The organism is Pseudomonas sp. TH37, assembly GCF_016650735.1.
GTDB classification, from domain to species: domain Bacteria; phylum Pseudomonadota; class Gammaproteobacteria; order Pseudomonadales; family Pseudomonadaceae; genus Aquipseudomonas; species Aquipseudomonas farris.
This window is the reverse complement of sequence record NZ_JAEKFD010000008.1, coordinates 140,410-166,649: the sequence shown is the minus strand read 5'-3', so window position 1 is coordinate 166,649 and position 26,240 is coordinate 140,410. Positions and strand designations below refer to the sequence as shown.

At 60.4% G+C, this 26,240-nt stretch carries 23 protein-coding genes; 16 read left to right on the top strand and 7 right to left on the bottom strand.

What is annotated here, in order from left to right:
- Positions 1-9 precede the first annotated feature (9 nt).
- The 3 genes from JFU11_RS20425 (at position 10) to JFU11_RS20415 (ending at position 4,068) form a co-directional block, all read left to right on the top strand.
- A complete protein-coding gene (locus tag JFU11_RS20425; protein WP_008015294.1) occupies positions 10-1,377 on the top strand; it encodes an MFS transporter in 1,368 nt (455 codons plus the stop codon).
- 11 nt (positions 1,378-1,388) lie between these two features.
- Complete coding sequence (gene garD / locus JFU11_RS20420; RefSeq protein ID WP_201061941.1) at positions 1,389-2,942, top strand: galactarate dehydratase; 1,554 nt, start codon at positions 1,389-1,391, stop codon at positions 2,940-2,942.
- Between the two features lie 184 nt (positions 2,943-3,126).
- Positions 3,127-4,068 carry an AEC family transporter gene (locus JFU11_RS20415; RefSeq protein ID WP_201061940.1) on the top strand — a complete coding sequence of 314 codons (942 nt, stop codon included), beginning with the start codon at positions 3,127-3,129 and terminating at the stop codon, positions 4,066-4,068.
- Between the two features lie 127 nt (positions 4,069-4,195).
- Here JFU11_RS20415 and JFU11_RS20410 read toward each other — a convergent pair whose 3' ends face one another.
- The 6 genes from JFU11_RS20410 to gatC form a co-directional block, all read right to left on the bottom strand.
- Positions 4,196-4,576, bottom strand: coding sequence for a carboxymuconolactone decarboxylase family protein (locus tag JFU11_RS20410; RefSeq protein ID WP_095055134.1), 381 nt, complete (start codon positions 4,574-4,576; stop codon positions 4,196-4,198).
- Entirely contained in the window at positions 4,573-5,634 is a 1,062-nt protein-coding gene (locus tag JFU11_RS20405; protein ID WP_123721271.1) for a calcium/sodium antiporter, read from the bottom strand. Before JFU11_RS20405 ends, JFU11_RS20410 begins: the two co-directional genes overlap by 4 nt.
- Positions 5,635-5,684: 50 nt before the next feature.
- Positions 5,685-6,059, bottom strand: coding sequence for a septal ring lytic transglycosylase RlpA family protein (locus JFU11_RS20400; RefSeq protein WP_038978953.1), 375 nt, complete (start codon positions 6,057-6,059; stop codon positions 5,685-5,687).
- 224 nt (positions 6,060-6,283) lie between these two features.
- Positions 6,284-7,729 carry an Asp-tRNA(Asn)/Glu-tRNA(Gln) amidotransferase subunit GatB gene (gatB, locus tag JFU11_RS20395; RefSeq protein ID WP_007901424.1) on the bottom strand — a complete coding sequence of 482 codons (1,446 nt, stop codon included), beginning with the start codon at positions 7,727-7,729 and terminating at the stop codon, positions 6,284-6,286.
- Between the two features lie 10 nt (positions 7,730-7,739).
- Positions 7,740-9,191: an Asp-tRNA(Asn)/Glu-tRNA(Gln) amidotransferase subunit GatA gene (gatA, locus tag JFU11_RS20390; protein WP_201061938.1), complete on the bottom strand. Its 1,452-nt coding sequence runs from the start codon at positions 9,189-9,191 to the stop codon at positions 7,740-7,742.
- 16 nt (positions 9,192-9,207) lie between these two features.
- Positions 9,208-9,495, bottom strand: a complete 288-nt coding sequence (gene gatC, locus JFU11_RS20385) for an Asp-tRNA(Asn)/Glu-tRNA(Gln) amidotransferase subunit GatC (RefSeq protein WP_047537661.1) — start codon at positions 9,493-9,495, stop codon at positions 9,208-9,210.
- Between the two features lie 210 nt (positions 9,496-9,705).
- On the opposite strand from gatC, the gene mreB reads away from it, so the two are divergent.
- From mreB to tldD, 8 genes are all read left to right on the top strand, one after another.
- Positions 9,706-10,743 carry a rod shape-determining protein MreB gene (gene mreB / locus JFU11_RS20380; RefSeq protein WP_002555108.1) on the top strand — a complete coding sequence of 346 codons (1,038 nt, stop codon included), beginning with the start codon at positions 9,706-9,708 and terminating at the stop codon, positions 10,741-10,743.
- A 143-nt stretch (positions 10,744-10,886) separates the two neighbouring features.
- A complete protein-coding gene (mreC, locus tag JFU11_RS20375) occupies positions 10,887-12,032 on the top strand; it encodes a rod shape-determining protein MreC (protein WP_201121356.1) in 1,146 nt (381 codons plus the stop codon).
- The gene (gene mreD, locus JFU11_RS20370) at positions 12,032-12,523 is read left to right on the top strand and encodes a rod shape-determining protein MreD (RefSeq protein WP_038978956.1); all 492 of its coding nucleotides are present in this window, start codon (positions 12,032-12,034) and stop codon (positions 12,521-12,523) included. The genes mreC and mreD overlap by 1 nt, the downstream gene beginning before the upstream one ends.
- A 90-nt stretch (positions 12,524-12,613) precedes the next feature.
- Positions 12,614-13,210, top strand: coding sequence for a Maf family protein (locus JFU11_RS20365; RefSeq protein ID WP_201061935.1), 597 nt, complete (start codon positions 12,614-12,616; stop codon positions 13,208-13,210).
- A 57-nt stretch (positions 13,211-13,267) separates the two neighbouring features.
- Positions 13,268-14,725 (top strand): ribonuclease G, encoded by a 1,458-nt coding sequence (gene rng, locus JFU11_RS20360; RefSeq protein WP_008008603.1) that lies wholly within the window; start codon positions 13,268-13,270, stop codon positions 14,723-14,725.
- 75 nt (positions 14,726-14,800) lie between these two features.
- Complete coding sequence (locus JFU11_RS20355) at positions 14,801-18,604, top strand: YhdP family protein (RefSeq protein ID WP_201061933.1); 3,804 nt, start codon at positions 14,801-14,803, stop codon at positions 18,602-18,604.
- Positions 18,605-18,789: 185 nt separating this feature from the next.
- Positions 18,790-19,644, top strand: coding sequence for a carbon-nitrogen hydrolase family protein (locus tag JFU11_RS20350; protein WP_201061931.1), 855 nt, complete (start codon positions 18,790-18,792; stop codon positions 19,642-19,644).
- A gap of 12 nt (positions 19,645-19,656) precedes the next feature.
- Complete coding sequence (gene tldD / locus JFU11_RS20345; protein ID WP_052965578.1) at positions 19,657-21,099, top strand: metalloprotease TldD; 1,443 nt, start codon at positions 19,657-19,659, stop codon at positions 21,097-21,099.
- Positions 21,100-21,150: 51 nt separating this feature from the next.
- Here tldD and yjgA read toward each other — a convergent pair whose 3' ends face one another.
- Complete coding sequence (gene yjgA / locus JFU11_RS20340; protein WP_007901505.1) at positions 21,151-21,675, bottom strand: ribosome biogenesis factor YjgA; 525 nt, start codon at positions 21,673-21,675, stop codon at positions 21,151-21,153.
- Positions 21,676-21,783: 108 nt separating this feature from the next.
- Here yjgA and pmbA point away from each other — a divergent pair, with 108 nt between their 5' ends.
- From pmbA to JFU11_RS20315, 5 genes are all read left to right on the top strand, one after another.
- Complete coding sequence (gene pmbA / locus JFU11_RS20335; protein WP_123721264.1) at positions 21,784-23,130, top strand: metalloprotease PmbA; 1,347 nt, start codon at positions 21,784-21,786, stop codon at positions 23,128-23,130.
- A 246-nt stretch (positions 23,131-23,376) separates the two neighbouring features.
- On the top strand, positions 23,377-23,772 hold the full coding sequence (locus JFU11_RS20330; RefSeq protein ID WP_095055121.1) for a FagA protein: 396 nt from the start codon (positions 23,377-23,379) through the stop codon (positions 23,770-23,772).
- Positions 23,765-25,141, top strand: a complete 1,377-nt coding sequence (locus JFU11_RS20325) for a class II fumarate hydratase (protein WP_201061929.1) — start codon at positions 23,765-23,767, stop codon at positions 25,139-25,141. The genes JFU11_RS20330 and JFU11_RS20325 overlap by 8 nt, the downstream gene beginning before the upstream one ends.
- Positions 25,142-25,168: 27 nt before the next feature.
- A complete protein-coding gene (locus JFU11_RS20320) occupies positions 25,169-25,609 on the top strand; it encodes a hypothetical protein (protein ID WP_201061927.1) in 441 nt (146 codons plus the stop codon).
- A gap of 1 nt (position 25,610) precedes the next feature.
- Positions 25,611-26,222 carry a superoxide dismutase gene (locus JFU11_RS20315; protein ID WP_123721261.1) on the top strand — a complete coding sequence of 204 codons (612 nt, stop codon included), beginning with the start codon at positions 25,611-25,613 and terminating at the stop codon, positions 26,220-26,222.
- Positions 26,223-26,240 lie beyond the last annotated feature (18 nt).

Sequence of the window (26,240 nt, the reverse complement as noted above, 5' to 3'; positions counted from 1 at the left end):
ACATCTACAATGCAATCGACCAAGCCGACTCACGTCCGCTATTTGATCCTGCTCATGCTGTTTCTGGTGACCACGATCAACTACGCCGACCGGGCCACCATCGCAATCGCCGGCTCCAGCCTGCAAAAAGACCTCGGCATCGACGCGGTCACCCTCGGTTATATCTTCTCCGCATTCGGTTGGGCCTATGTGGCCGGGCAAATTCCCGGTGGCTGGCTGCTGGACCGTTTCGGCTCAAAAAAAATCTACGCACTGAGCATTTTCACTTGGTCGCTGTTCACCGTGCTGCAGGGCTATGTTGGTGAGTTCGGCATGTCCACGGCGGTGGTTGCGCTTTTCATGCTGCGCTTTTTGGTGGGCCTGGCCGAAGCGCCATCCTTCCCCGGCAACGCGCGCATCGTGGCGGCCTGGTTCCCGACCGCTGAACGCGGTACAGCGTCTGCGATCTTCAACTCGGCGCAATACTTTGCCACCGTGTTGTTCGCGCCGCTGATGGGCTGGATCGTCTACAGCTTCGGCTGGCAGCACGTGTTCATCGTCATGGGGGTGATCGGCATCATCTTCTCGGGCATCTGGCTGAAGGTGATCTACAGCCCGCGCCAGCACCCGATGATCAACGACGCCGAGTTCAAGCACATCGCCGACAACGGCGGCATGGTCGACATGGACCAGGACAAAGGCAAAGGCAAAAAAGGCGACGGTCCGAAGTGGGACTACATCCGCCAACTGCTCACCAACCGCATGATGCTCGGCGTGTATCTGGGCCAATACTGCATCAACGGCATCACCTACTTCTTCCTGACCTGGTTCCCGGTGTACCTGGTGCAGGAACGCGGCATGACCATCCTCAAGGCTGGTTTCATTGCCTCGTTGCCAGCGATCTGCGGGTTTATCGGTGGTGTGCTCGGTGGGGTGATTTCCGATTACCTGCTGCGCAAAGGTCACTCGCTGACCTTCGCCCGCAAGGCGCCGATCATCGCCGGCCTGTTGGTTTCCAGTAGCATCGTGGCTTGCAACTATGTAGACGTTGAATGGATGGTCGTCGGCTTCATGGCCCTGGCATTCTTCGGTAAAGGCGTCGGTGCGTTGGGCTGGGCCGTTGTGTCCGACACCTCGCCGAAACAGATCGCCGGTCTCAGCGGTGGCCTGTTCAACACCTTCGGCAACATCGCGTCGATCACCACGCCGATCGTTATCGGTTACATCATCAGCTCCACCGGCTCGTTCAAATGGGCGCTGGTGTTCGTCGGTTGCAACGCGCTGGTGGCGGTGTTCAGCTATCTGGTGATCGTTGGCCCGATCAAACGTGTGGTGCTCAAAGAGCCGCCAGTCAGCGGTCCTGAAACCAACAATAAGTTATCTGAAGCGCATTCCTGAGGAGCGGCGTCATGCAGTTGATTGAACATTCCGACTCGCCGCGCTACATCCGCCTGCACGAGCGGGACAATGTGGTGATCGTGGTCAACGATCAGGGCGTGCCGGCCGGCACTGAATTCCCCGATGGCCTGGTCACCGTGGATTTCGTGCCGCAGAGCCACAAGGTCACTCTCGAGGACATTCCCGAGGGCGGCCAGGTGATTCGTTACGGCCAGACGATCGGCTACGCGTTGCAGCCGATTCCTCGCGGCAGCTGGGTCAAGGAAGATCAACTGCGCATGCCGACCGCGCCACCGCTGGACAGCTTGCCGCTGTCCACCGAAGTGCCGGCCGCGCAGGCACCGCTGGAAGGCTTCACCTTCGAGGGTTATCGCAACGCCGACGGCACCGTCGGCACGCGCAACATTCTCGGCATCACCACCACCGTGCAATGTGTCACCGGGGTGTTGGATCACGCGGTGAAGCGCATCAAGGACGAGTTGCTGCCCAAGTACCCGAACGTCGATGACGTGGTGGCGCTGACCCACAGTTACGGCTGCGGTGTGGCGATCACCGCCACCGATGCGTACATCCCGATTCGTACCGTGCGCAACTTGGCGCGCAACCCGAACCTGGGTGGCGAAGCGCTGGTGATCAGCCTGGGTTGCGAGAAATTGCAGGCCGGGCAGGTGATGCACGAGAACGACGGCTCGGTGGATTTGAGTGATCCGTGGTTGTACCGCTTGCAGGATTCCAGTCACGGTTTTACCGAGATGATCGAGCAGATCATGGCGCTGGCCGAGACTCGTTTGAAGAAGCTCGATCTGCGCCGTCGGGAAACTGTACCGGCGTCCGAGCTGATCCTCGGCATGCAGTGCGGCGGCAGCGATGCGTTCTCTGGCATCACTGCCAACCCGGCGCTCGGTTATGCCTCGGATCTGTTGTTGCGGGCGGGGGCGACGGTGATGTTTTCCGAAGTCACCGAAGTGCGTGATGCGATTTACCTGCTGACGTCTCGCGCCGAAACCGAGGAAGTGGCTCAGGAACTGGTGCGGGAAATGGACTGGTACGACCGTTACCTGGCCAAGGGCGAAGCGGATCGCAGTGCCAACACCACGCCGGGAAACAAGAAGGGCGGGTTGTCGAACATTGTCGAGAAGTCCCTGGGCTCGATCGTCAAATCCGGCAGCAGCGCGATCAACGGGGTGCTCGGCCCCGGCGAGCGGTTCAAGCGTAAAGGGCTGATTTTCTGCGCGACCCCGGCCAGTGATTTTGTCTGCGGGACGTTGCAGTTGGCGGCGGGGATGAACCTGCATGTGTTCACCACCGGGCGGGGTACGCCTTATGGGTTGGCGATGGCACCGGTGGTGAAGGTGTCGACCCGCACAGAACTGGCGCAGCGCTGGCCGGATTTGATCGACATTGATGCCGGGCGGATTGCCACGGGGCGGGCGTCGATTGAAGAGCTTGGCTGGGAGTTGTTCCACTACTACCTGGACGTGGCCAGCGGCAAGAAACAGACGTGGGCGGAGCAGCATAAGCTGCATAACGACATTACCTTGTTCAACCCGGCACCGATCACGTAAACCGCGTCATCGTTCATCGCGGGCAAGCCCGCTCCCACAGTGATCTTAGGTGTTCACCAAATTTGATTAACAACACTGAAACCTGTGGGAGCGGGCTTGCCCGCGATGGCGATCTACCAGACGGCAGGGGACTTGGTGGCTTATCATTAGCCCCCTAACGACGCCCACCCAAGGTTCTCCCAGCATGCTGGCTATTTTCCTCGAAACCCTGAACATCACCGCGCCGGTGTTTGCCATGCTGTTTCTGGGGGTGCTGCTCAAGCGCATCGATTGGATCAACGACAACTTCATTCATACCGCGTCGGCCCTGGTGTTCAACGTCACCATGCCGGCGTTGCTGTTTCTGGGCATCTTGCATGCCGACCTGCATGCCGCGCTGCAACCGGCACTGCTGATCTACTTCTCGGTCGCCACGCTGCTGTGTTTTGCGATTGCCTGGGGCTGGGCGATCTGGAAATGCCCGCGGGAAGACCGAGGCATCTACACCCAAGGTGCGTTTCGCGGCAACAACGGCGTTATCGGTCTCGCACTGGCGGCGAGCATGTACGGCGATTACGGGATTTCCCTCGGGGCAATTCTCGCGGCGTTGGTGATCCTGTTCTACAACACGCTTTCGACCATCGTGCTGGCGGTCTACAGCCCGGTGATCAAGTCTGACCCGTGGAGTATCTGCAAAAGTGTGATGGTCAACCCGTTGATCATCAGCGTGTTTGCGGCGGCGCCATTCGCCTATTTCGAAATCGGTTTGCCGGGGTGGCTGGAAAAGTCCGGCCAGTACCTGGCACAAACCACCTTGCCGTTGGCGTTGATCTGCATCGGTGGCACGTTGTCGCTGGCGGCGATGCGCAAAAGCGGCACGATGGCGCTGAGTTCAAGCCTGGTGAAGATGATCGGCCTGCCGGTGCTGGCGACACTCGGTGCCTGGCTCTGGGGTTTTCGCGGGGCGGAGTTGGGGATTCTGTTTCTGTACTTCGGCAGCCCGACCGCTGCGGCCAGTTTCGTCATGGCTCGGCAGGCCAATGGCAATCATGAACTGGCGGCGGCGATCATCGTGATTACCACGCTGATGGCGGCGGTCACCACCAACGTCGGGATCTTTTTGTTGCAGTGGGGTGGGTGGATTTAACCGATGGTTTTGCGGCGTCCTGCAGGGCCTCATCGCGGGCAAGCCCGCTCCCACAAGGATTGCGCTGTACCTGTGGGAGCGGGCTTGCCCGCGATGACGGCAGAACAATCAATACAAATTCCGACGATTACTCCGGCTTCTGGTAGCTATCAATCACTTCCTGCGCCGCCCGAAACGCATCGATCGCCGCCGGCACGCCGGCATACACCGCGCAATGCAGCAGCGCCTCGCGAATTTCTTCCACGGTGCAGCCGTTGTTCAGCGCGCCACGCACGTGACCTTTCAATTCTTGCGGGCACTTCAACGCGGTCAGCGCGGCGAGGGTGATCAGGCTGCGGGTTTTCAGCGGCAGACCTTCACGGTTCCACACACCGCCCCAGGCGTGTTCATTGACGAAGTCCTGCAGTGGCTGGGTGAACTCGGTGGCGTTGCCCAAGGCGCGGTCGACGAAGGCGTCGCCCATCACTTGGCGACGGACTTCAACCCCAGCCTTTTTATCAGTGCTCATGGCAATTCCCTCTTGTGGTGTTGGCGACGCCAGGCGCGCAGCGACGTGAACAGCAAAAACGCCCCCAGCGCCGGCAGGACGAAAAACAGCATCAGGTGTTCAAGCTTGCCGGCCAGTGGCATGCCGGTGGTGAACGACACCACGTGCAGCCCATAGGCCAGGTACAAACCCAGAAACAGCAGGCCTTCGGCGCGAGTCACCCGGTAGCCGGAATAGAACACCGGCAGGCACAGCACCGCGACACCAAGCATCACCGGCAGGTCGAAATCCAGTGCGTTCGGCGAGACCGACAGCGGCGAGGGCGCGATCAATGCGGTAAGCCCGAGCACGCCCAAGAGGTTGAGCAGGTTGCTGCCGATCACGTTGCCCACCGCGATGTCTCGCTGACCGCGCAACGCGGCGATCAACGAAGTGGCCAGCTCCGGTAGGGACGTGCTGACCGCGACGATGGTCAGGCCGATAATCCGCTCCGACAATCCCAGGTCGGTCGCGACCGCCACTGCGGCGCCGAGCAACAAGTGCCCGGCGAACACCAGCATCGCCAGCCCGGCGACAATCATCAGCAGGCTGCTGAACCACGGTGCCTGTGGCGCTTCATGCGCCCCCGATGGCGGGCGGGTCGAGTGTCGCGACTGGCGCAGCAGCAAGCCGAGGTACAGCGCCAGCGCGCCCAGCAAAATAATGCCGTCTGTGCGGTTCAGTTCTTCGTTCCATGCCAGTACGAACACCAGCAGGCTGGCGCCGATCATCAGCGGAATATCCAGGCGCACCAATTGCCGCGAAACCCGCAGCGGAATAATCAGCGCCGAGAGCCCGAGGGTGACGAGGATGTTGAAGATGCTGCTGCCGATCACGCTGCCAACGGCGATGTCGGCGTTTTGCGCCAGGGTGGCTTGCAGGCTGACCGCCATCTGCGGTGCGCTGCTGCCGAGGGCCACGATGGTCAGGCCGATGATCAGCGGCCGCACATGCAGTCGCGCGGCCAGGCGCACGGCGGCACGCACCATCAGTTCGGCACCGACGATCAGTAAAAACAGACCGCTGAACAATTCAATCACGCTGATCAGGGGTAAATCGGCAAGTCCGAAAATAGTCAGCGCTCCGTCTATCAGTCGTCGAGGGCTTGCACGCGAACTTTCGCGGTGCCACTGCGCAGCATGCCCAACTGTTCGGCCGCTTCACGTGACACGTCGATCAGGCGCCCACGAGAGTATGGCCCGCGGTCGTTGACGCGCACCACGCAGGACCTGTCGTTATTCAGATTGGTAATCTTCACCCGGGTGCCAAATGGCAACTGGCGATGGGCGGCGGTCAGGCCGTGCTGGTTGAAACGCTCGCCACTGGCGGTGCGTTTGCCATGGTGTTTGGCGCCGTAATACGAAGCTACGCCGGTCTTGTCGTAGCCGTGTGGATCAACAATATCCGTGCTGGCGCAACCGGCCAGCAAAGAGAGCAGGGCGCAGGCACTGAGCAGACGCTTCATTTAAAAGGCTCCCAAAATAAATGTGGGAGCGAGCTTATGTGGCGAGGGGGCTTGCCCCCGTTGGATTGCGCAGCAGTCCCAGAACCTGAACTCTCGGTTTGTCAGATACAACCCGAATCCAGATATTGGGGCCGCTTCGCGACCCAACGGGGGCAAGCCCCCTCGCCACAAAAGACCGCTCCCACAGGGAATGGAGCCAGGCTTTGAATCTGGCTCCATTCTCATCAGCCTTCGAGCTTGCTTTTAAGCAGTTCGTTGACCTGTTGCGGGTTGGCCTTGCCTTTGGAGGCTTTCATGGCCTGGCCGACGAAGAAGCCGAACATCTTGCCGCGTTTGGCTTCGTCTGCCGCGCGGTATTGTTCGACCTGCTCGGCGTTGGCCGCGAGCATTTCGTCCAGCACTGCCGAGATCGCGCCGGTGTCGGTCACTTGCTTGAGGCCGCGCTTGTCGATGATCTCGTCTGCGCTGCCTTCGCCGTTGGCCATCGCTTCAAAGACTACCTTGGCAATCTTGCCGGAGATGGTGTTGTCCTTGATGCGCAACAGCATGCCGCCCAGTTGCTCGGCCGAAACCGGCGACTGGTCGATGTCCAGACCTTGCTTGTTCAACAGGCTGCCCAGTTCAACCATCACCCAGTTGGCCGCCAGTTTGGCGTCGCCGCCGATGCTCACGACTTTCTCGAAGTAATCGGCTTGCTCGCGGCTGGTGGCCAGGACGCTGGCGTCGTAGACCGACAGACCGAACTGTTCCTGGAAACGCTCGCGTTTCTGCGGTGGCAATTCCGGCAGGGTGGCGCGCACGTCGTCGAGGAACGAGTCTTCGATGACCACCGGCAGCAGGTCCGGATCGGGGAAGTAACGGTAGTCGTTGGCTTCCTCTTTGCTGCGCATCGGACGGGTTTCGTCCTTGTTCGGATCGTACAGACGGGTCTGCTGGATCACCTTGCCGCCGTCTTCGATCAGCTCGATCTGACGTTGCACTTCGCTGTTGATCGCCTTCTCGATGAAGCGGAACGAGTTGACGTTCTTGATCTCGCAGCGTGTGCCGAATTCAACCTGGCCCTTTGGACGGATCGACACGTTGCAGTCGCAACGCAGCGAACCTTCGGCCATGTTGCCGTCGCAGATGCCGAGGTAGCGCACCAGCGCATGGATCGTCTTGACGTAGGCCACGGCTTCCTTGGCGCTGCGCATGTCCGGCTCGGAAACGATTTCCAGCAGCGGCGTACCTGCACGGTTCAGGTCGATGCCAGTGGCACCGGTGAACTCTTCGTGCAGGCTTTTGCCGGCGTCTTCTTCCAGGTGCGCACGGGTCACACCGACACGTTTGATCGTGCCGTCTTCCATGGCGATGTCCAGGTGGCCCTTGCCGACGATCGGCAATTCCATCTGGCTGATCTGGTAGCCCTTGGGCAAGTCCGGGTAGAAATAGTTTTTACGGGCGAACACGTTGTGCTGACCGATCTCGGCATCGATGGCCAGGCCGAACATCACCGCCATGCGCACCGCTTCCTGGTTCAGCACCGGCAATACGCCGGGCATGCCGAGGTCTACCAGGCTGGCCTGGGTGTTCGGCTCGGAACCGAAGGTGGTGGAACTACCGGAAAAGATTTTCGACCGGGTGGTGAGCTGGGTATGAATCTCCAGCCCGATCACGACTTCCCATTGCATGTGTTTCTCCTCAGAAGCCGGTTGGGGTGCGGGTGTGCCAGTCAGTGTTTAGCTGATACTGATGGGCAACGTTCAACAGGCGACCTTCCTGGAAATACGGGGCGAGCAGTTGCACGCCGACCGGCAGGCCATCGACAAAACCTGCAGGCATGGACAAGCCCGGCAGACCGGCGAGGTTGGCGGTGATGGTGTAGACGTCTTCCAGGTACGCAGCGACCGGGTCGCTGTTCTTGGCGCCGAGCTTCCAGGCCGGGTTCGGCGTGGTTGGGCCGAGGATGATGTCGACCTCATTAAAGGCAGCCATGAAGTCGTTCTTGATCAGACGACGGATTTTCTGCGCCTTCAGGTAGTAGGCGTCGTAGTAACCGGCCGACAGCGCGTAAGCACCGACCATGATCCGGCGCTGCACTTCCGGGCCGAAACCTTCGCCACGGGAACGCTTGTACAGGTCTTCCAGGTTTTTCGGGTCTTTGCAGCGATAGCCGAAACGCACGCCGTCGAAACGCGACAGGTTGGAAGACGCTTCCGCCGGGGCGATCACGTAATACGCAGGGATTGCGTGCTGCATGTTCGGCAGGCTGATTTCCTTGACCACGGCGCCGAGCTTTTTCAGCTCTTCAACGCTGGCCATGACCAGGTCGGCGATGCGTGGGTCCAGACCTGCGCTGAAGTATTCCTTCGGCACGCCGATGCGCAGGCCTTGCAGCGAACCGTTGAGGCCGGCGCTGTAATCAGGCACCGGCTCGTCGATGCTGGTGGAGTCCTGCGGGTCGAAACCGGCCATGCCTTGCAGCAGGATCGCGCAGTCTTCGGCGGTGCGGGCCAATGGGCCGCCCTGATCGAGGCTGGACGCGTAAGCGATCATGCCCCAGCGCGAAACGCGACCGTATGTCGGTTTCAGGCCGGTGAGGTTGGTCAGCGCGGCGGGCTGACGAATCGAACCGCCAGTGTCGGTGCCCGTCGCCGCTGGCAACAGACGAGCGGCAACCGCAGCAGCCGAACCGCCAGACGAGCCGCCCGGAACGTGTTCCAGGTTCCACGGGTTTTTCACCGCGCCGTAGTAACTCGACTCGTTGGCCGACCCCATGGCGAATTCGTCCATGTTGGTCTTGCCCAGGGTCACGGCCCCGGCAGCGGCCAGTTTGGCGACCACGGTGGCGTCGTACGGTGCTTTAAAGTTGTCGAGCATCTTCGAGCCGCAGCTGGTGCGGATGCCCTGGGTGCAGAACAGGTCTTTGTGTGCGATCGGCGCGCCGAGCAGGGCGCCGCTCTCACCGTTGGCCCGACGAGCGTCAGCGGCTTTCGCCTGCTGGAGCGCCAGGTCTTCGGTGAGGCTGATGAAACTGTTGAGCTGTGGGTCGAGCTGGGCGATACGCGCCAGCAGGACTTTGGTCAGCTCTTCGGAAGAAAACTTTTTATAGGCGAGTCCGCGGGCGATCTCGGCCAGAGTCAATTGATGCATTGCAGGCTCTTTCCCTTTAGTCGATGACTTTCGGAACCAGATACAGGCCGTTTTCGACCGCTGGTGCGATGGACTGATAGGCCTCGCGATGATTGGTTTCGGTCACGACGTCTGCACGCAGGCGCTGGCTGGCTTCCAGTGGGTGGGCCAGCGGCTCGATACCGTCGGTATTGACCGCTTGCATTTCGTCGACCAGCCCGAGAATGCTGTTCAGGGCCGAAGTGATGTGTGGAAGATCGGCTTCATTGAGGCCAAGGCAGGCCAAATGAGCGATTTTTTCCACGTCGGAGCGTTCAAGCGCCATGGGATTCTCCAGTGGAAAACAGAACGGACGGCGTCCGTGTGTTAGATTGTCGGAACACTACCGCATTTCTACGGTCTCAAGGCCGCGATTGTGGGGCTTGGTGCACAGAAAAGCTGCCAATTTAACATATTGGCGCCTTGCCCAAAATCCCTGTCGTTGTTAGAGTTTGCCGCACTTTTTTACCCACGCGTTGCCTAGGGTCCCTTTCCCATGTTCAAGAAACTGCGTGGCATGTTTTCCAGCGATCTTTCCATTGACCTGGGCACTGCCAACACCCTTATTTACGTGCGCGAGCGCGGTATCGTCCTGAATGAGCCCTCCGTTGTGGCTATTCGGACACACGGTAACCAGAAAAGTGTCGTTGCTGTCGGCACCGAGGCCAAGCGCATGCTCGGCCGTACGCCGGGCAACATTGCTGCCATTCGTCCGATGAAGGACGGTGTGATCGCCGACTTCAGCGTCTGCGAAAAAATGCTGCAGTACTTTATCAACAAGGTTCACGAAAACAGCTTTCTGCAGCCTAGCCCTCGTGTGCTGATCTGCGTTCCATGCAAATCGACCCAGGTTGAGCGTCGTGCCATCCGTGAATCGGCCCTTGGTGCCGGTGCCCGTGAAGTATTCCTGATCGAAGAGCCGATGGCTGCTGCGATCGGTGCAGGCCTGCCAGTTGAAGAAGCTCGCGGTTCGATGGTTGTCGATATCGGTGGCGGTACCACTGAAATCGCGCTGATCTCCCTTAATGGTGTGGTTTATGCCGAATCCGTACGGGTTGGCGGCGACCGCTTCGACGAAGCGATCATCACCTACGTGCGTCGCAACTACGGCAGCCTGATCGGCGAATCCACCGCCGAGCGCATCAAGCAGGAAATCGGTACGGCCTACCCGGGCGGCGAAGTTCGTGAAGTCGACGTTCGTGGGCGTAACCTGGCCGAAGGCGTTCCACGCGCATTCACCCTGAACTCCAATGAAGTGCTGGAAGCTCTGCAAGAGTCCCTGGCCACTATCGTTCAGGCTGTGAAAAGTGCGCTGGAGCAATCGCCTCCGGAGCTGGCATCGGATATCGCCGAACGTGGCCTGGTACTGACCGGTGGTGGTGCCTTGCTGCGCGACCTCGACAAGTTGCTGGCCCAGGAAACCGGTCTGCCGGTGATCGTCGCCGAAGACCCGCTGACCTGCGTTGCTCGTGGCGGTGGCCGTGCATTGGAAATGATGGATAAACACACCATGGATCTGCTTTCCAGCGAATAAGTCGCCGGATCGCCTCTATGCTGTTGAGCGCGCAGGCAGCACTTTGCAGTGCTGCCTGTTGGCGTTTATCTTCTGTCAGTCTGCATCCAGGCCGGTTTGATGCCGTATGAATAAAGAGAACATTTGCCTGGGAGGAGCGGCTTATTAAACCGCTTTTCACCAAAGGCCCCTCACTGGGCGTGCGCTTGTTGGTGCTGGCCGTGCTATCGGTCGCGCTGATGGTGGTCGATGCCCGCTTCACACTGCTCAAGCCAGTGCGTAGCCAAATGTCGCTGGTGCTGATGCAGTCTTACTGGATCACCGACCTGCCGCAGCGGCTATGGCAAGGTGTGGCCAGCCAATTCGGCAGCCGGACCGAACTGGTCGCCGAAAACGAAAAACTCAAAACCGAAAACCTGCTGTTGCAGGGGCGCATGCAAAAGCTGGCCGCCCTCACCGAGCAGAACGTTCGGCTGCGCGAGTTGCTCAACTCTTCCGCGCTGGTCAACGAAAAGGTCGAAGTGGCCGAGTTGATCGGCATGGACCCCAACCCCTTTACCCATCGCATCATCATCAATAAAGGTGAGCGCGACGGTGTGGTCCTCGGTCAGCCAGTGCTCGATGCCCGCGGTCTGATGGGGCAGGTGGTGGAGTTGATGCCGTACACCTCCCGCGTACTGTTGCTGACTGACACCACCCACAGCATTCCGGTGCAGGTGAACCGTAACGGTCTGCGGGCGATTGCCAGCGGAACCGGGAACCCGGAACGCCTTGAGCTGCGTCATGTGGCCGATACCGCCGACATTAAAGAAGGCGATCTGCTGGTCAGCTCCGGCCTCGGCCAGCGTTTCCCGGCGGGTTACCCGGTGGCGACGGTCAAGGAAGTGATTCACGATTCCGGTCAGCCGTTCGCCATCGTCCGTGCGGTGCCGACCGCCGCGTTGAATCGCAGCCGTTATCTGCTGTTGGTGTTCAGTGACGGTCGCACAGCCGAGGAGCGCGCCAACGAAGCCGCGCAGGCTCAGGAAGCTCTGGACCAGCACGGCGGTGGGCCGATCATTCCAGCGACCGTGCCGAAACCGGCCGTGTCGGTGATCCCGGCTACTGTCGCTGCTCCGGCTGTTCCGGCGGCGGCACCTGCTGCCGCGCCTGTTGCCGCGACCCCGGCAAAACCTGCCGCTGCCCATGCTGCCAGCAAGCCACCCGCATCGACACCAGCCGCCAAACCACCGGCAGCCCAACCCGCTGCCGTGAAGCCTGCTGCCAAACCGCCTGTCTCCGCGCCGGCTACCACTGGGGGAAGAGAATAATGGGCGGTGCAACTTCCTCCCGGAACGGCTGGATGGTCTGGCTGACCTTTGCCATTGGCATGCTGCTCAGCGTTTCGCCGTTGCCGCAATTCATGGAAATCCTGCGTCCTCTGTGGCTGGCCTTGCTGTTGGCCTTCTGGGCGTTGGCCCTGCCGCAGAAAGTCGGCATGGTGACCGCCTGGTGCCTGGGGCTGGCCGAAGACGTGCTGTATGGCACGTTGTTGGGCCAGAACGCATTGATCCTCACGCTCATTACCTTCCTGGTGCTATCGCTGCAACAGCGCCTGCGCATGTTCCCGATGTGGCAACAGAGCCTGGTGATCCTGGTGATCTTCGGCCTCGCCCAACTGGTTCAGTTGTGGCTGAGCGCCCTGACCGGCAATCGTCAGCCGACCTTGGCGCTGGTGTTGCCGGCACTGGTCAGCGCGTTGCTCTGGCCATGGATCAGCTACGGTTTGCGCGGTTTGCGTCGACGCTACAAAATCAATTAATTCGGTCAGGCATGTGCCCGCACCGGTGCCCTGTCTCGCCAAAAAGGAACAGTATTTGTGAGACAGGGCGCCAAGCAGGGAGATGTCTTGATGAAGCAGCTGTACCTCGCCTCAGGCTCGCCGCGTCGGAGTGAACTGCTCACGCAGATCGGCGTGTCGTTCTCCGTCATCAGCGCGGACATCGATGAAACCCCTTTACCTGAAGAATCCCCATCGGCCTATGTCGAGCGTCTGGCACGCGGCAAGGCTGAAGCCGGGCACGGGACGATCGTGTCCGACGCGGATTTCTGCGTGCTGGGCGCTGACACTGCCGTGGTACTGGACGGGAAAATTCTCGGCAAGCCGGTGGACGAAGCCGACGCATGCGCCATGCTTATGCTGTTGTCCGGGTGTGAACATGAAGTGCTGACGGCGATTGCGGTGCGCGATGGCGAGCGCTGCGAGTCTTTGGTGGTGCGCAGCCTGGTGCGTTTTCGCACCATCGACCGTGACGAAGCCGCGGCCTACTGGGCCAGCGGCGAACCTCGGGACAAGGCTGGCGGTTATGGGATTCAAGGGCTGGGCGCGGTGTTCGTCGCCGGGCTCAACGGCAGTTATTCGGCGGTGGTCGGATTGCCGCTGTGCGAAACCTGCGAGCTACTCGGCCATTTCGGCATACCCTGTTGGCAAACCTTTAACGCGCGTTGAGCGTCGTACTGACAAGATGCGGCCATTATCGTGAACATGCCTGAACGAGACCCTGCCATGAGTGAAGAGATCCTGATCAACATCACGCCGATGGAATCGCGCGTGGCGGTGGTCGAAAACGGTGTCCTGCAAGAGGTCCACGTCGAGCGCACGCAAAAGCGCGGGATCGTCGGCAACATCTATAAAGGCAAGGTCGTGCGGGTATTGCCGGGCATGCAGGCAGCCTTCGTCGATATCGGGCTGGACCGCGCCGCGTTCATTCATGCCTCGGAGATTTCCCTGCGCGAAGGCCCTGCGGTGGAGAGCATCAGTGCGCTGGTTCATGAAGGTCAGAGCCTGGTGGTACAAGTCACCAAGGACCCGATCGGTTCCAAAGGCGCACGCCTGACGACGCAACTGTCGATTCCGTCGCGCTATCTGGTGTACATGCCGCGCACCGCCCACGTTGGCATTTCCCTGAAGATCGAGGACGAAGCCGAGCGTGAACGCCTCAAGCAAGTGGTCACCGACTGCGTGGCCAAAGAAGGCATCAAGGAAGCCGGCGGTTTTATTCTCCGTACCGCGGCCGAAGGGGCCGGGGCCGATGAAATCCTCATGGACATCCGCTATCTGCGCAGGCTCTGGGACCAGATCAACGAACAGATCAAGACCATCAGCGCGCCGAGTGTGATCTACGAAGACCTCGGCCTGGCGTTGCGTACCTTGCGTGACCTGGTGAGCCCGAAGATCGAGAAGATCCGCATCGACTCTCGGGAAACCTTCCAGAAAACCACGCAATTCGTCGCCGAACTGATGCCGGAGATCGCCGACCGTCTGGAGCATTACCCTGGCGAACGGCCGATCTTTGACCTGTATGGCGTCGAAGACGAAATCCAGAAAGCCCTGGAACGCAAGGTGCCGCTCAAGTCCGGCGGTTATCTGGTGGTCGATCCGGCTGAAGCCATGAGCACCATCGACGTCAATACCGGCGCTTTTGTCGGTCATCGCAACCTCGAAGAAACCATCTTCAAGACCAACCTCGAAGCCGCCACCGCCATTGCCCGTCAGTTGCGCCTGCGTAACCTGGGCGGGATCATCATCATCGACTTCATCGACATGGAAGATGAAGAGCATCAGCGTCAGGTATTGCGCACCCTCGAGAAGCAACTGGAACGCGATCACGCCAAGACCAACATCATCGGCATCACCGAGTTGGGCCTGGTGCAGATGACCCGCAAGCGCACCCGCGAAAGTCTTGAGCAAGTGCTGTGCGAACCGTGCAGCAGCTGCCAGGGGCGCGGCAAACTCAAAACCCCGGAAACCGTGTGCTACGAGATCTTCCGCGAAATCCTGCGTGAGGCCCGGGCCTATCAGGCCGAAGGCTATCGGGTGCTGGCGAATCAGAAAGTGGTCGACCGTTTGCTCGACGAAGAGTCGGGCAACGTCGCCGAGCTCGAAGGCTTTATCGGACGCACCATTCGGTTCCAGGTGGAAACCATGTATTCCCAGGAACAATACGACGTGGTGTTGCTCTGAATCGTTGTGTTTCACCTCCACTAGAACGGCTGGCCTCAGCTTTTTGCAGTATTTTTGCCATGGGAGCCAACTGACATGGAGCGTCTGACACGTATTTTGGCCGCACTGACCCGCTGGGGTCTGGGCCTGTGTGCGTTGGTTTTGGTGCTGATGGCGTTGTTCGTCAGCCTCGGCCGAGAGCTGACGCCGCTGGTGGCCGAGTACCGTGCCGACGTTGAAGACAAAGCCAGTGATGCCTTGGGCATGCCCCTGCAGATCGGCAAGCTGGAAGGCAACTGGAGCGGCCTCGCCCCGGTTCTGCTGGCCCATGACGTGATGGTCGGCGAGGGTTCCAATGCCCTGCGCCTGGATCAGGTGCGCGCGGTGCCGGATCTCTGGGCCAGCCTGCTGGCGCGCGAAGTGCGCATCGCACACCTGGAACTCAACGGTCTGAAGATCAGCCTCAAGGAAGGCGAAGACGGTCATTGGGCGCTGGAAGGTTTGCCAGTGCAGCAGGACCAGCCGCTGAACCCGGAGCAACTGCTCAATCGCATGCAGAGGGTCCAGCAGCTGTCGGTACTCGACAGCCAGATCACCTTGCAGCCGTTGGGGGAGTCGCCGCTGACCCTGACGTACGTCGGCCTGAATCTGAAAACCGGTCCATCCCGCCAGCGGCTCGATGCCCGTTTGACCCTGCCCGACGGCCAGCCGGTGGCGATGAGCCTGCGCACCCGTTTGCGCGCAGCCCAATGGAAGGACGGCGAAGCGGACGCTTACCTGAGCCTGCCGCAGAGTGATTGGTCGAAATGGTTGCCCGAGCGCCTGACCCAGCAATGGAATTTTTCCGAGATCAAGGCCGGTGGCGAGTTCTGGATAAACTGGAGCAAGGGCACCGTGCAACGCGCCGCGATTCGTTTGAACGCGCCGCAACTCAAGGGTGCCTATGCCGAGCGCAAGCCGATCCAGATCAATAATCTGGCGCTGAACGGGTATTTCCAGCGCAGTTCCAAAGGCGTTCTGGTGACCCTGGATTCTCTGGCGATGAGCCTGGGTGACACCCGCTGGGAATCGAAGCTGCAATTTCAACAAACTGCTGCGACAGACCAGGTGCCAGAGCTCTTGCACCTGCAAGCCGACCGTCTCGATCTCACACCGCTCACTCCGTTGCTAAACGCCTTGGGCCCACTGCCCGAAGGGATCGCCACGGCGGTCGAGCGGCTCAAGGTCACCGGAGTTTTGCGCAACGTACTGATCGACTTCCGCCCAGCCGCTACCGATGACAGCAAATTCAGCTTTGCCGCCAATCTGGAAAAGGTCGGCTTCGACGCTTATCGCGGTGCACCAGCGGTGCGAAATGTCAGCGGCAACATCAGCGGCGACCTCGGACAGGGCGAGCTGCGCATGGACAGCAAGGATTTCTCCCTGCACCTGGACCCGATTTTCGCCAAGCCATGGCAGTACATTCAGGCCAACGCCCGGTTGACCTGGAAACTCGATAAAGAAGGTTTCACCCTGATCGCACCGTACTTGAAGGTACTGGGCGAGGAGGGCAAGATTGCCGGCGACTTCCTGATCCGCCTGCATTTCGATCACACCCAGGAAGATTACATGGACCTGCGTGTCGGCCTGGTCGACGGCGACGGTCGCTACACCGCCAAGTACCTGCCCACGGTTCTCAGCCCGGGGCTGGACGAATGGCTGCGCACCGCGATTCTCAAAGGCGCGGTGGATGAAGGCTTCTTCCAGTACCAGGGTTCGCTGAACCACGGCGCCGCCGAAACGGCTCGCAGCATCAGCCTGTTCTTCAAGGTTCACGATGCCGAGCTGGCGTTTCAGCCAGGCTGGCCGCATGTCGGCAAGGTCAGCGGCGATGTGTTCATCGAAGACAGCGGTGTGCGGATCCTCGCCAGCAAGGGCCAATTGCTCGACACCCAGGTCAGCGACGTCTACGTCAATATTCCCCGTGTACCTGCCGGGCAGAGCACTCATCTGTTCCTCGACGGCGCGTTCGCTGGCGGGTTGGGCGATGGCTTGAAGATTCTGCAGGACGCGCCGATCGGCACCGCCGACACCTTCGCCGGCTGGGAAGGCGAGGGCGATCTGCAAGGCAAGCTCAAACTCGATATCCCGCTGGTCAAAGGCGAGCAGCCGAAAATCCTTGTCGACTTCAAGACCGACAAGGCCCGTTTGAAGCTCCGCGAGCCCACCCTGGAACTGACGCAACTCAAGGGCGATTTCCGTTTCGACAGCACCAAGGGGCTGAGTGGGCAAAAGATCACGGCGCGAGCGTTCGACAAGCCGGTAACCGCACAGATCTTCGCTGAAGGCAGCCCGGGCAAGCTCAACACTCGGGTTGCCGCATCGGGTGAGGTCGAGGTCAAGAAACTCACCGATTGGCTGAATGTCACTCAGCCATTGCCAGTGACGGGGATGATTCCTTATCAGTTGCAGCTGAACCTTGATGGCGCCGACAGCCAATTGATGGTCAGCTCCAACCTGAAGGGCGTGGCGGTGGATTTGCCGGCACCGTTCGGCATGGCGGCCGATGTCGGGCGCGATACCGTGTTCCGCATGACCCTGCAAGGACCGGAGCGGCGTTACTGGGTCAACTACGGTGAGCTGGCGAACTTCACGTTTGCGGCACCGACCGGCAATTTTGCCGACGGTCGCGGCGAGTTGCTTCTCGGTGGCGGCAATGCCGTGTTACCCGGTGCCAAAGGCTTGCGCGTGCGTGGTGTACTGTCCGAGCTGGATGTCGCTCCTTGGCAGGATCTGGTAACCAGGTATGCCGGCCAGGATCCGGGTGGCAGTGCCAAACAGTTGCTCAGTGGCGCGGATTTGAAGGTTGGCAAACTCACTGGTTTCGGCACCACCCTCGATCAGGCGTCGGTGCAGTTGGCGCGTAAGCCGGCCGCGTGGGCCTTGCAACTCGACAGTCAGCAGGCCAAGGGCAGCATCGGTATTCCCGATGCGAAAGCCGCACCGATTGCGGTCAATCTGCAATACGTACGTTTGCCGGCACCAGACCCTACGGTGCTGGCTGACGAGAATTCGCCGGATCCGCTGGCCACCGTGGATCCGACGAAGATCCCGGCGCTGGATGTCACCATCAATCAGCTGTTCCAGGGCCAGGATCTGGTGGGCGCCTGGCGTCTGAAAGTCCGGCCGACCGCCAAGGGCGTTGCCTTCAATACCCTGGATCTGGGCCTCAAGGGCATCCTCTTGCAGGGCAGCGGTGGTTGGGAAGGCATGCCGGGTAATTCCAGCAGCTGGTACAAGGGCCGGGTCAGTGGCAAGAACCTTGCCGACGTGCTCAAGGGCTGGGGTTTTGCGCCGAGCGTCACCAGTGAAGAGTTTCATATGGATGTCGACGGTCGCTGGCCTGGGTCACCGGCGTGGCTGGCGACCAAGCGCTTCTCCGGCAGCCTTGATGCGTCACTGAATAAAGGTCAGTTTGTTGAAGTCGAGGGCAGCGCTCAGGCGTTGCGGGTATTTGGTCTGCTCAACTTCAACTCCATCGGCCGCCGCTTGCGCCTGGACTTTTCCGACCTGTTCGGCAAAGGCTTGAGCTATGACCGGGTCAAAGGCCTGCTGGTCGCCAGTAACGGGGTCTACGTGACCCGTGAACCGATTCTGCTGACCGGTCCGTCGAGCAATGTGGAGCTCAACGGCACACTGGACCTGGTGGGTGATCAGGTCGATGCCAAGTTGTTGGTGACTTTACCGGTGACCAACAACCTGCCGATTGCCGCGCTGATCGTCGGTGCACCGGCCGTCGGCGGGGCGCTGTTCCTGATCGATAAGCTGATCGGTGACCGCGTGGCGCGCTTTGCCAGCGTCAAATACACCGTCAAAGGCCCATGGAAAGAACCGAAAATCACCTTCGACAAGCCTTTTTGAATTCTTTTGAAAAAGCACTCTTTGGGCCTATGGAGTAGCATGTTTTCATGCGACGCCGATTGCCCCTGTAGGAGCTGCCGCAGACTGCGATCTTTTGACTTTAAAAATCAAGGTCAAAAGATCGCAGCCTCGTTTCACTCTGCAGCTCCTACAGGTATGCGTAGATTTCACATAGGAAATAGGCCATGTCTGTAGCGGTGATTCAAATGGTCAGCCAGAGCGACGTGCTGGCCAATCTGGCCCAGGCCCGTCGTCTGCTTGAGCAGGCGGCGACCGGTGGCGCGCGGCTTGCCGTGCTGCCGGAAAACTTCGCTGCCATGGGCCGTCGCGACATTGCCGACATCGGCCGCGCCGAAGTCTTGGGCGAAGGCCCGATCCTGCCATGGTTGAAACAGACCGCCCGCGACCTCAAGTTATGGATAGTGGCCGGCACATTGCCGTTGCCGCCGGTGGATCAACCGACGGCCAAAGTGCATGCATGTTCCTTGCTGGTTGATGACCAGGGCGAGACCGTGGCGCGGTACGACAAGCTGCACCTGTTCGACGTAGACGTGGCGGACAATCGCGGGCGTTATCGCGAATCCGATGACTATGCTTATGGCAGTGGCGTGGTGGTTGCCGACACGCCCGTCGGTCGAGTCGGTCTGACCGTCTGTTACGACTTAAGATTTCCGGAGCTTTACAGTGAATTGCGTGCGGCCGGCGCGGAGTTGATTACCGCGCCATCGGCCTTTACCGCGGTGACCGGCGCGGCCCATTGGGACGTGCTGATTCGTGCGCGGGCCATCGAGACTCAGTGTTACATGCTCGCGGCCGCCCAGGGTGGGACGCATCCGGGGCCACGAGAAACCTTTGGTCACGCCGCCATCGTCGACCCATGGGGACGTGTGCTGGCACAACAGGACCAAGGCGAGGCCGTGCTGCTGGCCCAACGCGACAGCAGCGAACAGGCGTCCATCAGGGCGCGGATGCCGGTGTCCACTCACCGGCGCTTTTTCTCGCAGGGCGCCCAGCGACCTGCATCAGAACGACGAATTTAAGGCGTAAAGCATATGAGCGAGTTGTTGTCCTCCGTCAGTGAACACCTCCTGGCGCCCGGCGGCGTAACGATCGAGAGCCTGCAAGGTGTGCTCGGCGATCTGGCCGGTCCGGGCATCGATGCCGCCGACCTGTATTTCCAGGGGCAGATTTCCGAGTCCTGGGCACTGGAAGACGGGATCGTCAAGGAAGGCAGCTTCAACCTCGACCAGGGTGTCGGCGTGCGTGCGCAATCGGGTGAAAAGACCGGTTTCGCCTACAGCAATGCGATCACCCTCGAAGCGCTGGGCGCGGCTGCCCGTGCGGCCCGTTCGATCTCCCGGGCCGGGCAGAACGGCACTGTGCAAGCGTTCACCACCCAGGATGTCGCCCAATTGTACGGGCCGGATAACCCGCTGGAAGTGATGACCCGTGCCGAGAAAGTCGAGCTGCTCAAGCGCATCGATGTGGCGACTCGTGCGCTCGACCCGCGTATCCAGCAAGTCACCGTGAGCATGGCCGGGGTCTGGGAACGGATCTTGATTGCTTCCACCGACGGTGGGCTGGCGGCGGATGTGCGACCGTTGGTGCGTTTCAACGTTAGCGTGATCGTCGAGCAGAATGGCCGTCGTGAGCGCGGTGGTCATGGCGGTGGCGGTCGTACCGATTACCGCTATTTCCTCAGCGATGACCGCGCCATGGGTTATGCCCGCGAAGCGTTGCGTCAGGCGCTGGTGAATCTGGAAGCGATCCCGGCTCCGGCCGGTACGTTGCCGGTGGTATTGGGTTCGGGTTGGTCCGGCGTGTTGCTGCACGAAGCCGTCGGCCATGGTCTGGAAGGCGATTTCAACCGCAAGGGCAGTTCGGCCTACAGCGGGCGCATGGGCGAGATGGTTGCCTCGAAGCTCTGCACCATCGTCGATGACGGCACACTTGCCGGGCGCCGTGGTTCGTTGAGCGTCGACGATGAAGGCACGCCGACCGAGTGCACCACGCTGATCGAAAACGGTGTGCTCAAAGGTTACATGCAGGACAAGCTCAACGCGCGCCTGATGGGCGTAGCCCGCACCGGCAACGGTCGTCGCGAATCCTACGCGCACCTGCCGATGCCGCGCATGACCAACACTTACATGCTCGGTGGCGAAAGCGACCCGGCGGAAATCATCGCCTCGGTGAAAAAGGGCATCTACTGCGCCAACCTCGGCGGCGGTCAGGTGGACATCACCAGCGGCAAGTTCGTGTTCTCCACCAGCGAGGCGTATCTGATCGAAGACGGCAAGATTACTGCCCCGGTCAAAGGCGCGACGTTGATCGGCAACGGGCCGGAAGCCATGAGCAAGGTGTCGATGGTCGGTAACGATCTGGCGCTGGACAGCGGTGTGGGAACGTGTGGCAAGGATGGGCAGTCGGTGCCGGTGGGTGTCGGCCAGCCAACGCTGAAAATTGATGCGATCACTGTGGGTGGCACGGGATCGTAAGAAGGGATGGAGCTTCGGGTGAGCCGCTTGGCAACTCACCCGATTCGAGACTTAACGCAGACCGCGTTGAGTCTCGTCCAGCTCACGGATGTACTTGAAGATTTTACGGCTCGAAGCCGGTGGCTTATTGGTCGCCAGTTCGTGCTGGGCCTGACGGATCAGGGAGCGCAATTGCTGACGATCAGCTTCCGGGTAGTCGAGCACGAACTTCTCCAGGACTGCATCGTCGCCCGCGATCAAGCGATCGCGCCAGCGTTCCAGGCCATGGAAACGTTCGTTGTACTGCCGAGTGGAGGCATCGAGTTGATCGAGCAGAGTCAGAATGGCGTCAGTGTCCTGATCGCGCATCAGTTTGCCGATGAACATAAGGTGCCGTTTACGCGCGATATTCGCGGTGTGCTTGGGCGCATCAGCCAGGGCCCGGCGCATAGCGTCGGTCAGCGGCAGTTTTGCCAGCAAGTCAGGCTTGAGTGTTGTAAGGCGCTCGCCAAGGTCAACCAGAGCATGAAGCTCGCGTTTAACCTGGGATTTGCTTTTTTCTCCCGTATCGAGGGAGTCGTCGTAAGAATCAACCATGGTGGCCGTCCGCAAAGAAACGCCGCCATGATAACCAGTCGGGGGCCGCTTGTCCGGCCCGGTCGCTCGAAGGCCCTAGCCGAAAGCAGAATTTGAGTGGAGAACAGCATGAGTGCAGTTGAAAGCGTCGGCCCACAAGCTTTGCCGGCACTGCAAGAACAAGTCGAGCAGATCATCGCTGAAGCCAAGCGCCAGGGCGCCAGTGCCTGTGAAGTGGCCGTGTCGCTGGAGCAGGGCTTGTCGACCACGGTGCGTCAGCGGGAAGTCGAAACCGTTGAGTTCAATCGCGATCAGGGCTTTGGCATCACCTTGTATGTGGGGCAGCGCAAAGGCTCGGCCAGTACCTCGGCCAGCGGTTCGGACGCGATTCGCGAAACCGTCGCCGCCGCGCTGGCCATTGCCAAGCACACCTCCGAAGACGAAGCCTCGGGCCTGGCGGATGCCGCGTTGATGGCCAAGGATCTGCAGGATTTCGACCTGTTCCATCAATGGGACATTACCCCGGAGCAAGCCATCGAGCAGGCCCTGGCCTGTGAAGCGGCGGCGTTTGCCACCGACAGCCGGATCAAGAACGCCGACGGCACTACCCTCAGCACTCACCAGGGCTGCCGGGTTTACGGCAACAGCCACGGTTTTATCGGTGGTTACGCGTCGACTCGTCACAGCCTCAGTTGCGTGATGATCGCCGAAGCCGATGGCCAGATGCAGCGCGATTACTGGTACGACGTAAACCGTCAGGGCAATTTGCTGGCTTCTCCGGAGAGCATCGGCCAACGTGCCGCGCAACGGGCGGCGAGCCGTCTGGGCGCGCGTCCGGTGCCGACCTGCGAAGTGCCGGTGCTGTTTTCCGCGGAATTGGCCGGTGGCTTGTTCGGCAGTTTCCTGTCGGCGATCTCCGGCGGCAGTCTGTACCGCAAATCATCGTTTCTCGAAGGCACGCTGGGGCAGAAGCTGTTCCCGGAATGGTTGACCATCGATGAACGTCCGCACCTGATGCGCGCCCTAGGCAGTTCGGCCTTCGACGGCGATGGCCTGGCGACCTACGCCAAGCCGTTCGTGGAGAAGGGCGAGTTGGTGTCCTACATACTCGGCACCTACTCCGGCCGCAAGCTGGGCATGCCGAGCACCGCCAACGCCGGCGGCGTGCACAACCTGTTCGTCACCCATGGCGATGAAGATCAGGCAGCCTTGCTGCGCCGCATGGGGCGTGGCCTGCTGGTCACCGAACTGATGGGGCAGGGCTTGAACATGGTCACAGGCGATTACTCCCGTGGCGCGGCGGGTTTCTGGGTCGAGAACGGCGAAATCCAGTTCGCGGTTCAGGAAGTGACCATCGCCGGCAACATGCGCGACATGTTCAAGCAGATCATTGCGGTCGGTAATGACCTGGAGTTGCGCAGCAACATTCGCACCGGTTCGGTGTTGATCGAGCGGATGACAGTGGCGGGTAGCTAACCTCCGACTGCGGCACAAAAAAGGCGCGCCATCTATCGGATGGCGCGCCTTTTTTATTGGCCACAACCCAGATCCTGTGGGAGCGGGCTTGCCCGCGATAGCGTCATTTCAGTCGACATCGATGTTGAATCTTTTATCGTCATCGCGGGCAAGCCCGCTCCCACAAAGAGCTCAATGCTTTGCTGTGCTTGTTTTGGTTCTCATTATCATATAATAATGAATCTCATTACCGAATGAGCCCGGATCATGAGTTCTGCCTTGCACGAGCAGCCTTACCTCGAAAGCTGGCGCTGGATGAGTCGCCAGATCCGTTGCGCCATGGACCCTGACGAGCCGCGTCTAATCGAGCATTACCTGGCCGAAGGCCGGTATCTGGCGTGTTGCACGGCCACCTCTCCCTGGACTATCGCCGAAACCTCTTTCCGTTTGCTGCTCGACACCGCCGTCGATGTCGCGCTGCCCTGGCACTGGCGCAGCCTGTGTCTCGACCAGGCCTGGCGACCATTGCGCGATCTCGAACGGCAATCACTCTGCGGCTGCCGCCTCAAGCGCTGGCAAAGCTATGCCTGGCAACTGGCGACCTGCGAGTTGCAACCCTCCATCCCTCTCATAGAACTGGTGCAAGGATCTCCTGATGAGTAACACACGTATCGAACGCGACAGTATGGGTGAGCTGCAAGTCCCGATAGACGCCCTTTACGGTGCGCAAACCCAGCGCGCAGTGGATAACTTCCCGATCAGCGGCAAACCGATGCCCGTGCAGTTCATCCGGGCGCTGATTCTGGCCAAGGCTGCGGCCGCCCGAGCCAACGTCGAGCTCAAACAGATCAGCGAATCCCAGGGCAAAGCCATCGTCGACGCAGCTCAAGGCCTGCTCGAAGGCGACTTCATGCAGCACTTCCCGGTGGATATCTTCCAGACCGGTTCCGGCACCAGTTCCAACATGAACGCCAACGAAGTGATCGCCACCTTGGCCAGCCGCTTGTTGGGCGAGCCGGTGAATCCCAACGATCAGGTCAATTGCGGCCAAAGCAGCAACGACATCATCCCGACCACCATCCATGTCAGCGCCGCATTGAGCTTGCATGAGCAGTTGCTGCCGGCGCTGGTGCATCTGGTGCGGGTGATAGAGCACAAGGCCGAGCAGGTTCATCCGTTCGTCAAAACCGGGCGTACCCATTTGATGGACGCGATGCCCGTGCGCATGAGTCAGGTGCTCAATGGTTGGGCGCAACAGCTCAAGGCCAATATCGGTCACTTGCAGGATCTGCTGCCAAGCCTGCAATCCCTGGCCCAAGGCGGCACGGCGGTGGGCACCGGGATCAATGCCCATCCGGAATTTGCGGCGCGTTTCAGCCAACAACTTAGCCAACTGACCCAGGTGCAGTTCACGCCGGGCAAGGACCTGTTTGCGCTGATCGGCTCGCAGGACACGGCGGTCAGCGTTTCAGGGCAGCTCAAGGCCACAGCGGTTTCCTTGATGAAAATCGCCAATGACCTGCGCTGGATGAATTCCGGCCCGTTGGCCGGGCTCGGTGAAATCGAGCTCGAAGCCTTGCAGCCGGGCTCGTCGATCATGCCCGGCAAGGTTAACCCGGTGATCCCGGAAGCCACCGCGATGGTCGCCGCTCAAGTGATCGGCAACGACACGGTGATCACCGTCGCCGGTCAGTCGGGCAATTTCGAGCTGAACGTCATGCTGCCGATCATCGCCCAGAACCTGCTGAGCAGTATCGAGTTGCTGGCCAACGCCAGCCGTCTGCTGGGCGACAAGGCTATTGCCAGCTTCAAGGTCAACGAGGCCCGGCTCAAGGAAGCGCTGTCGCGCAATCCGATTCTGGTCACCGCACTCAACCCGATCATTGGTTACCAAAAAGCCGCTGAAATTGCCAAGAAGGCTTATCAGCAGGGCCGGCCAGTGATCGATGTCGCCCTGGAACATACCGACCTGACGCGCAGCCAACTGGAAGAATTGCTCAACCCAGAGAAGCTCACCGCAGGCGGCGTGTAATCACTGCTACCGCTTTGGAGGCTCACCATGGAGCACTGGAAACGCACGATCGAAAGAGCAAATCGCTGTTTCATGCTGGGCGAGCTGGTCGATGCCCGCGAGGCTTATTTGCAGGCATTGGCCTTGGCCCAGGTGTTGTTCGAGCGCTGGGCGGATGCCGACGAAGCGGTGGCGGCTTGCGTGATTTCCCACCATAACCTGGCGGACCTGCACTTGCGCCTGAACCAGCCGGAGGAGAGCGCCGAGTACCTGTGCGCGATCCATCAACGACTGTTGCAGACCATGCAGAACACACGACTGGCGTCAGCTTTGCGTGAAGCCGCGCTGCGCCAGAGCAGCAAAACCTATGTCGAGCTGCTGAATTTCATCAGCGATCACGGCGAGTATCCGCGTACCCACCGTTTGCTGCACACCGACACCGCTTCGCCCTCGCATCAGCCTGCGCCCCTACAACATGGAGTTCATTGAAATGGCTTTTACCCTGCCTGCCTTGCCGTACGCCTACGACGCCCTGGAACCGCACATCGATGCGCAGACCATGGAAATCCACTACACCAAACACCACCAGACCTACATCAACAACCTCAACGCTGCAGTCGAAGGCACTGAGTTTGCTGAATGGCCGGTGGAAAAACTGGTGGCGGCTGTGCAGCAATTGCCGGAAAAACTTCGCGCGGCGGTGATCAATCAGGGCGGTGGGCACGCCAACCATTCGTTGTTCTGGGAAGTCATGGCACCCAACGGCGGTGGCCAACCTGAAGGCGCGCTGGCCAAGGCGATCGACGAGCAACTGGGTGGTCTCGACAACTTCAAGGAGGCTTTCACCAAAGCTGCGCTGACCCGTTTCGGCAGTGGTTGGGCCTGGTTGAGCGTGACACCGCAAAGGACCTTGATCGTTGAAAGCAGCGGCAACCAGGACAGCCCACTGATGAACGGCAATACGCCGATTCTCGGCCTGGACGTTTGGGAACACGCTTATTACCTGCGCTATCAGAACCGTCGTCCGGAATACATCAATGCGTTCTACAACGTGATCAATTGGCCCGAAGTCGCCGCGCGTTATCAGGCTGCGCTGGTTTAGGGGGCGTTCTCAACTAGT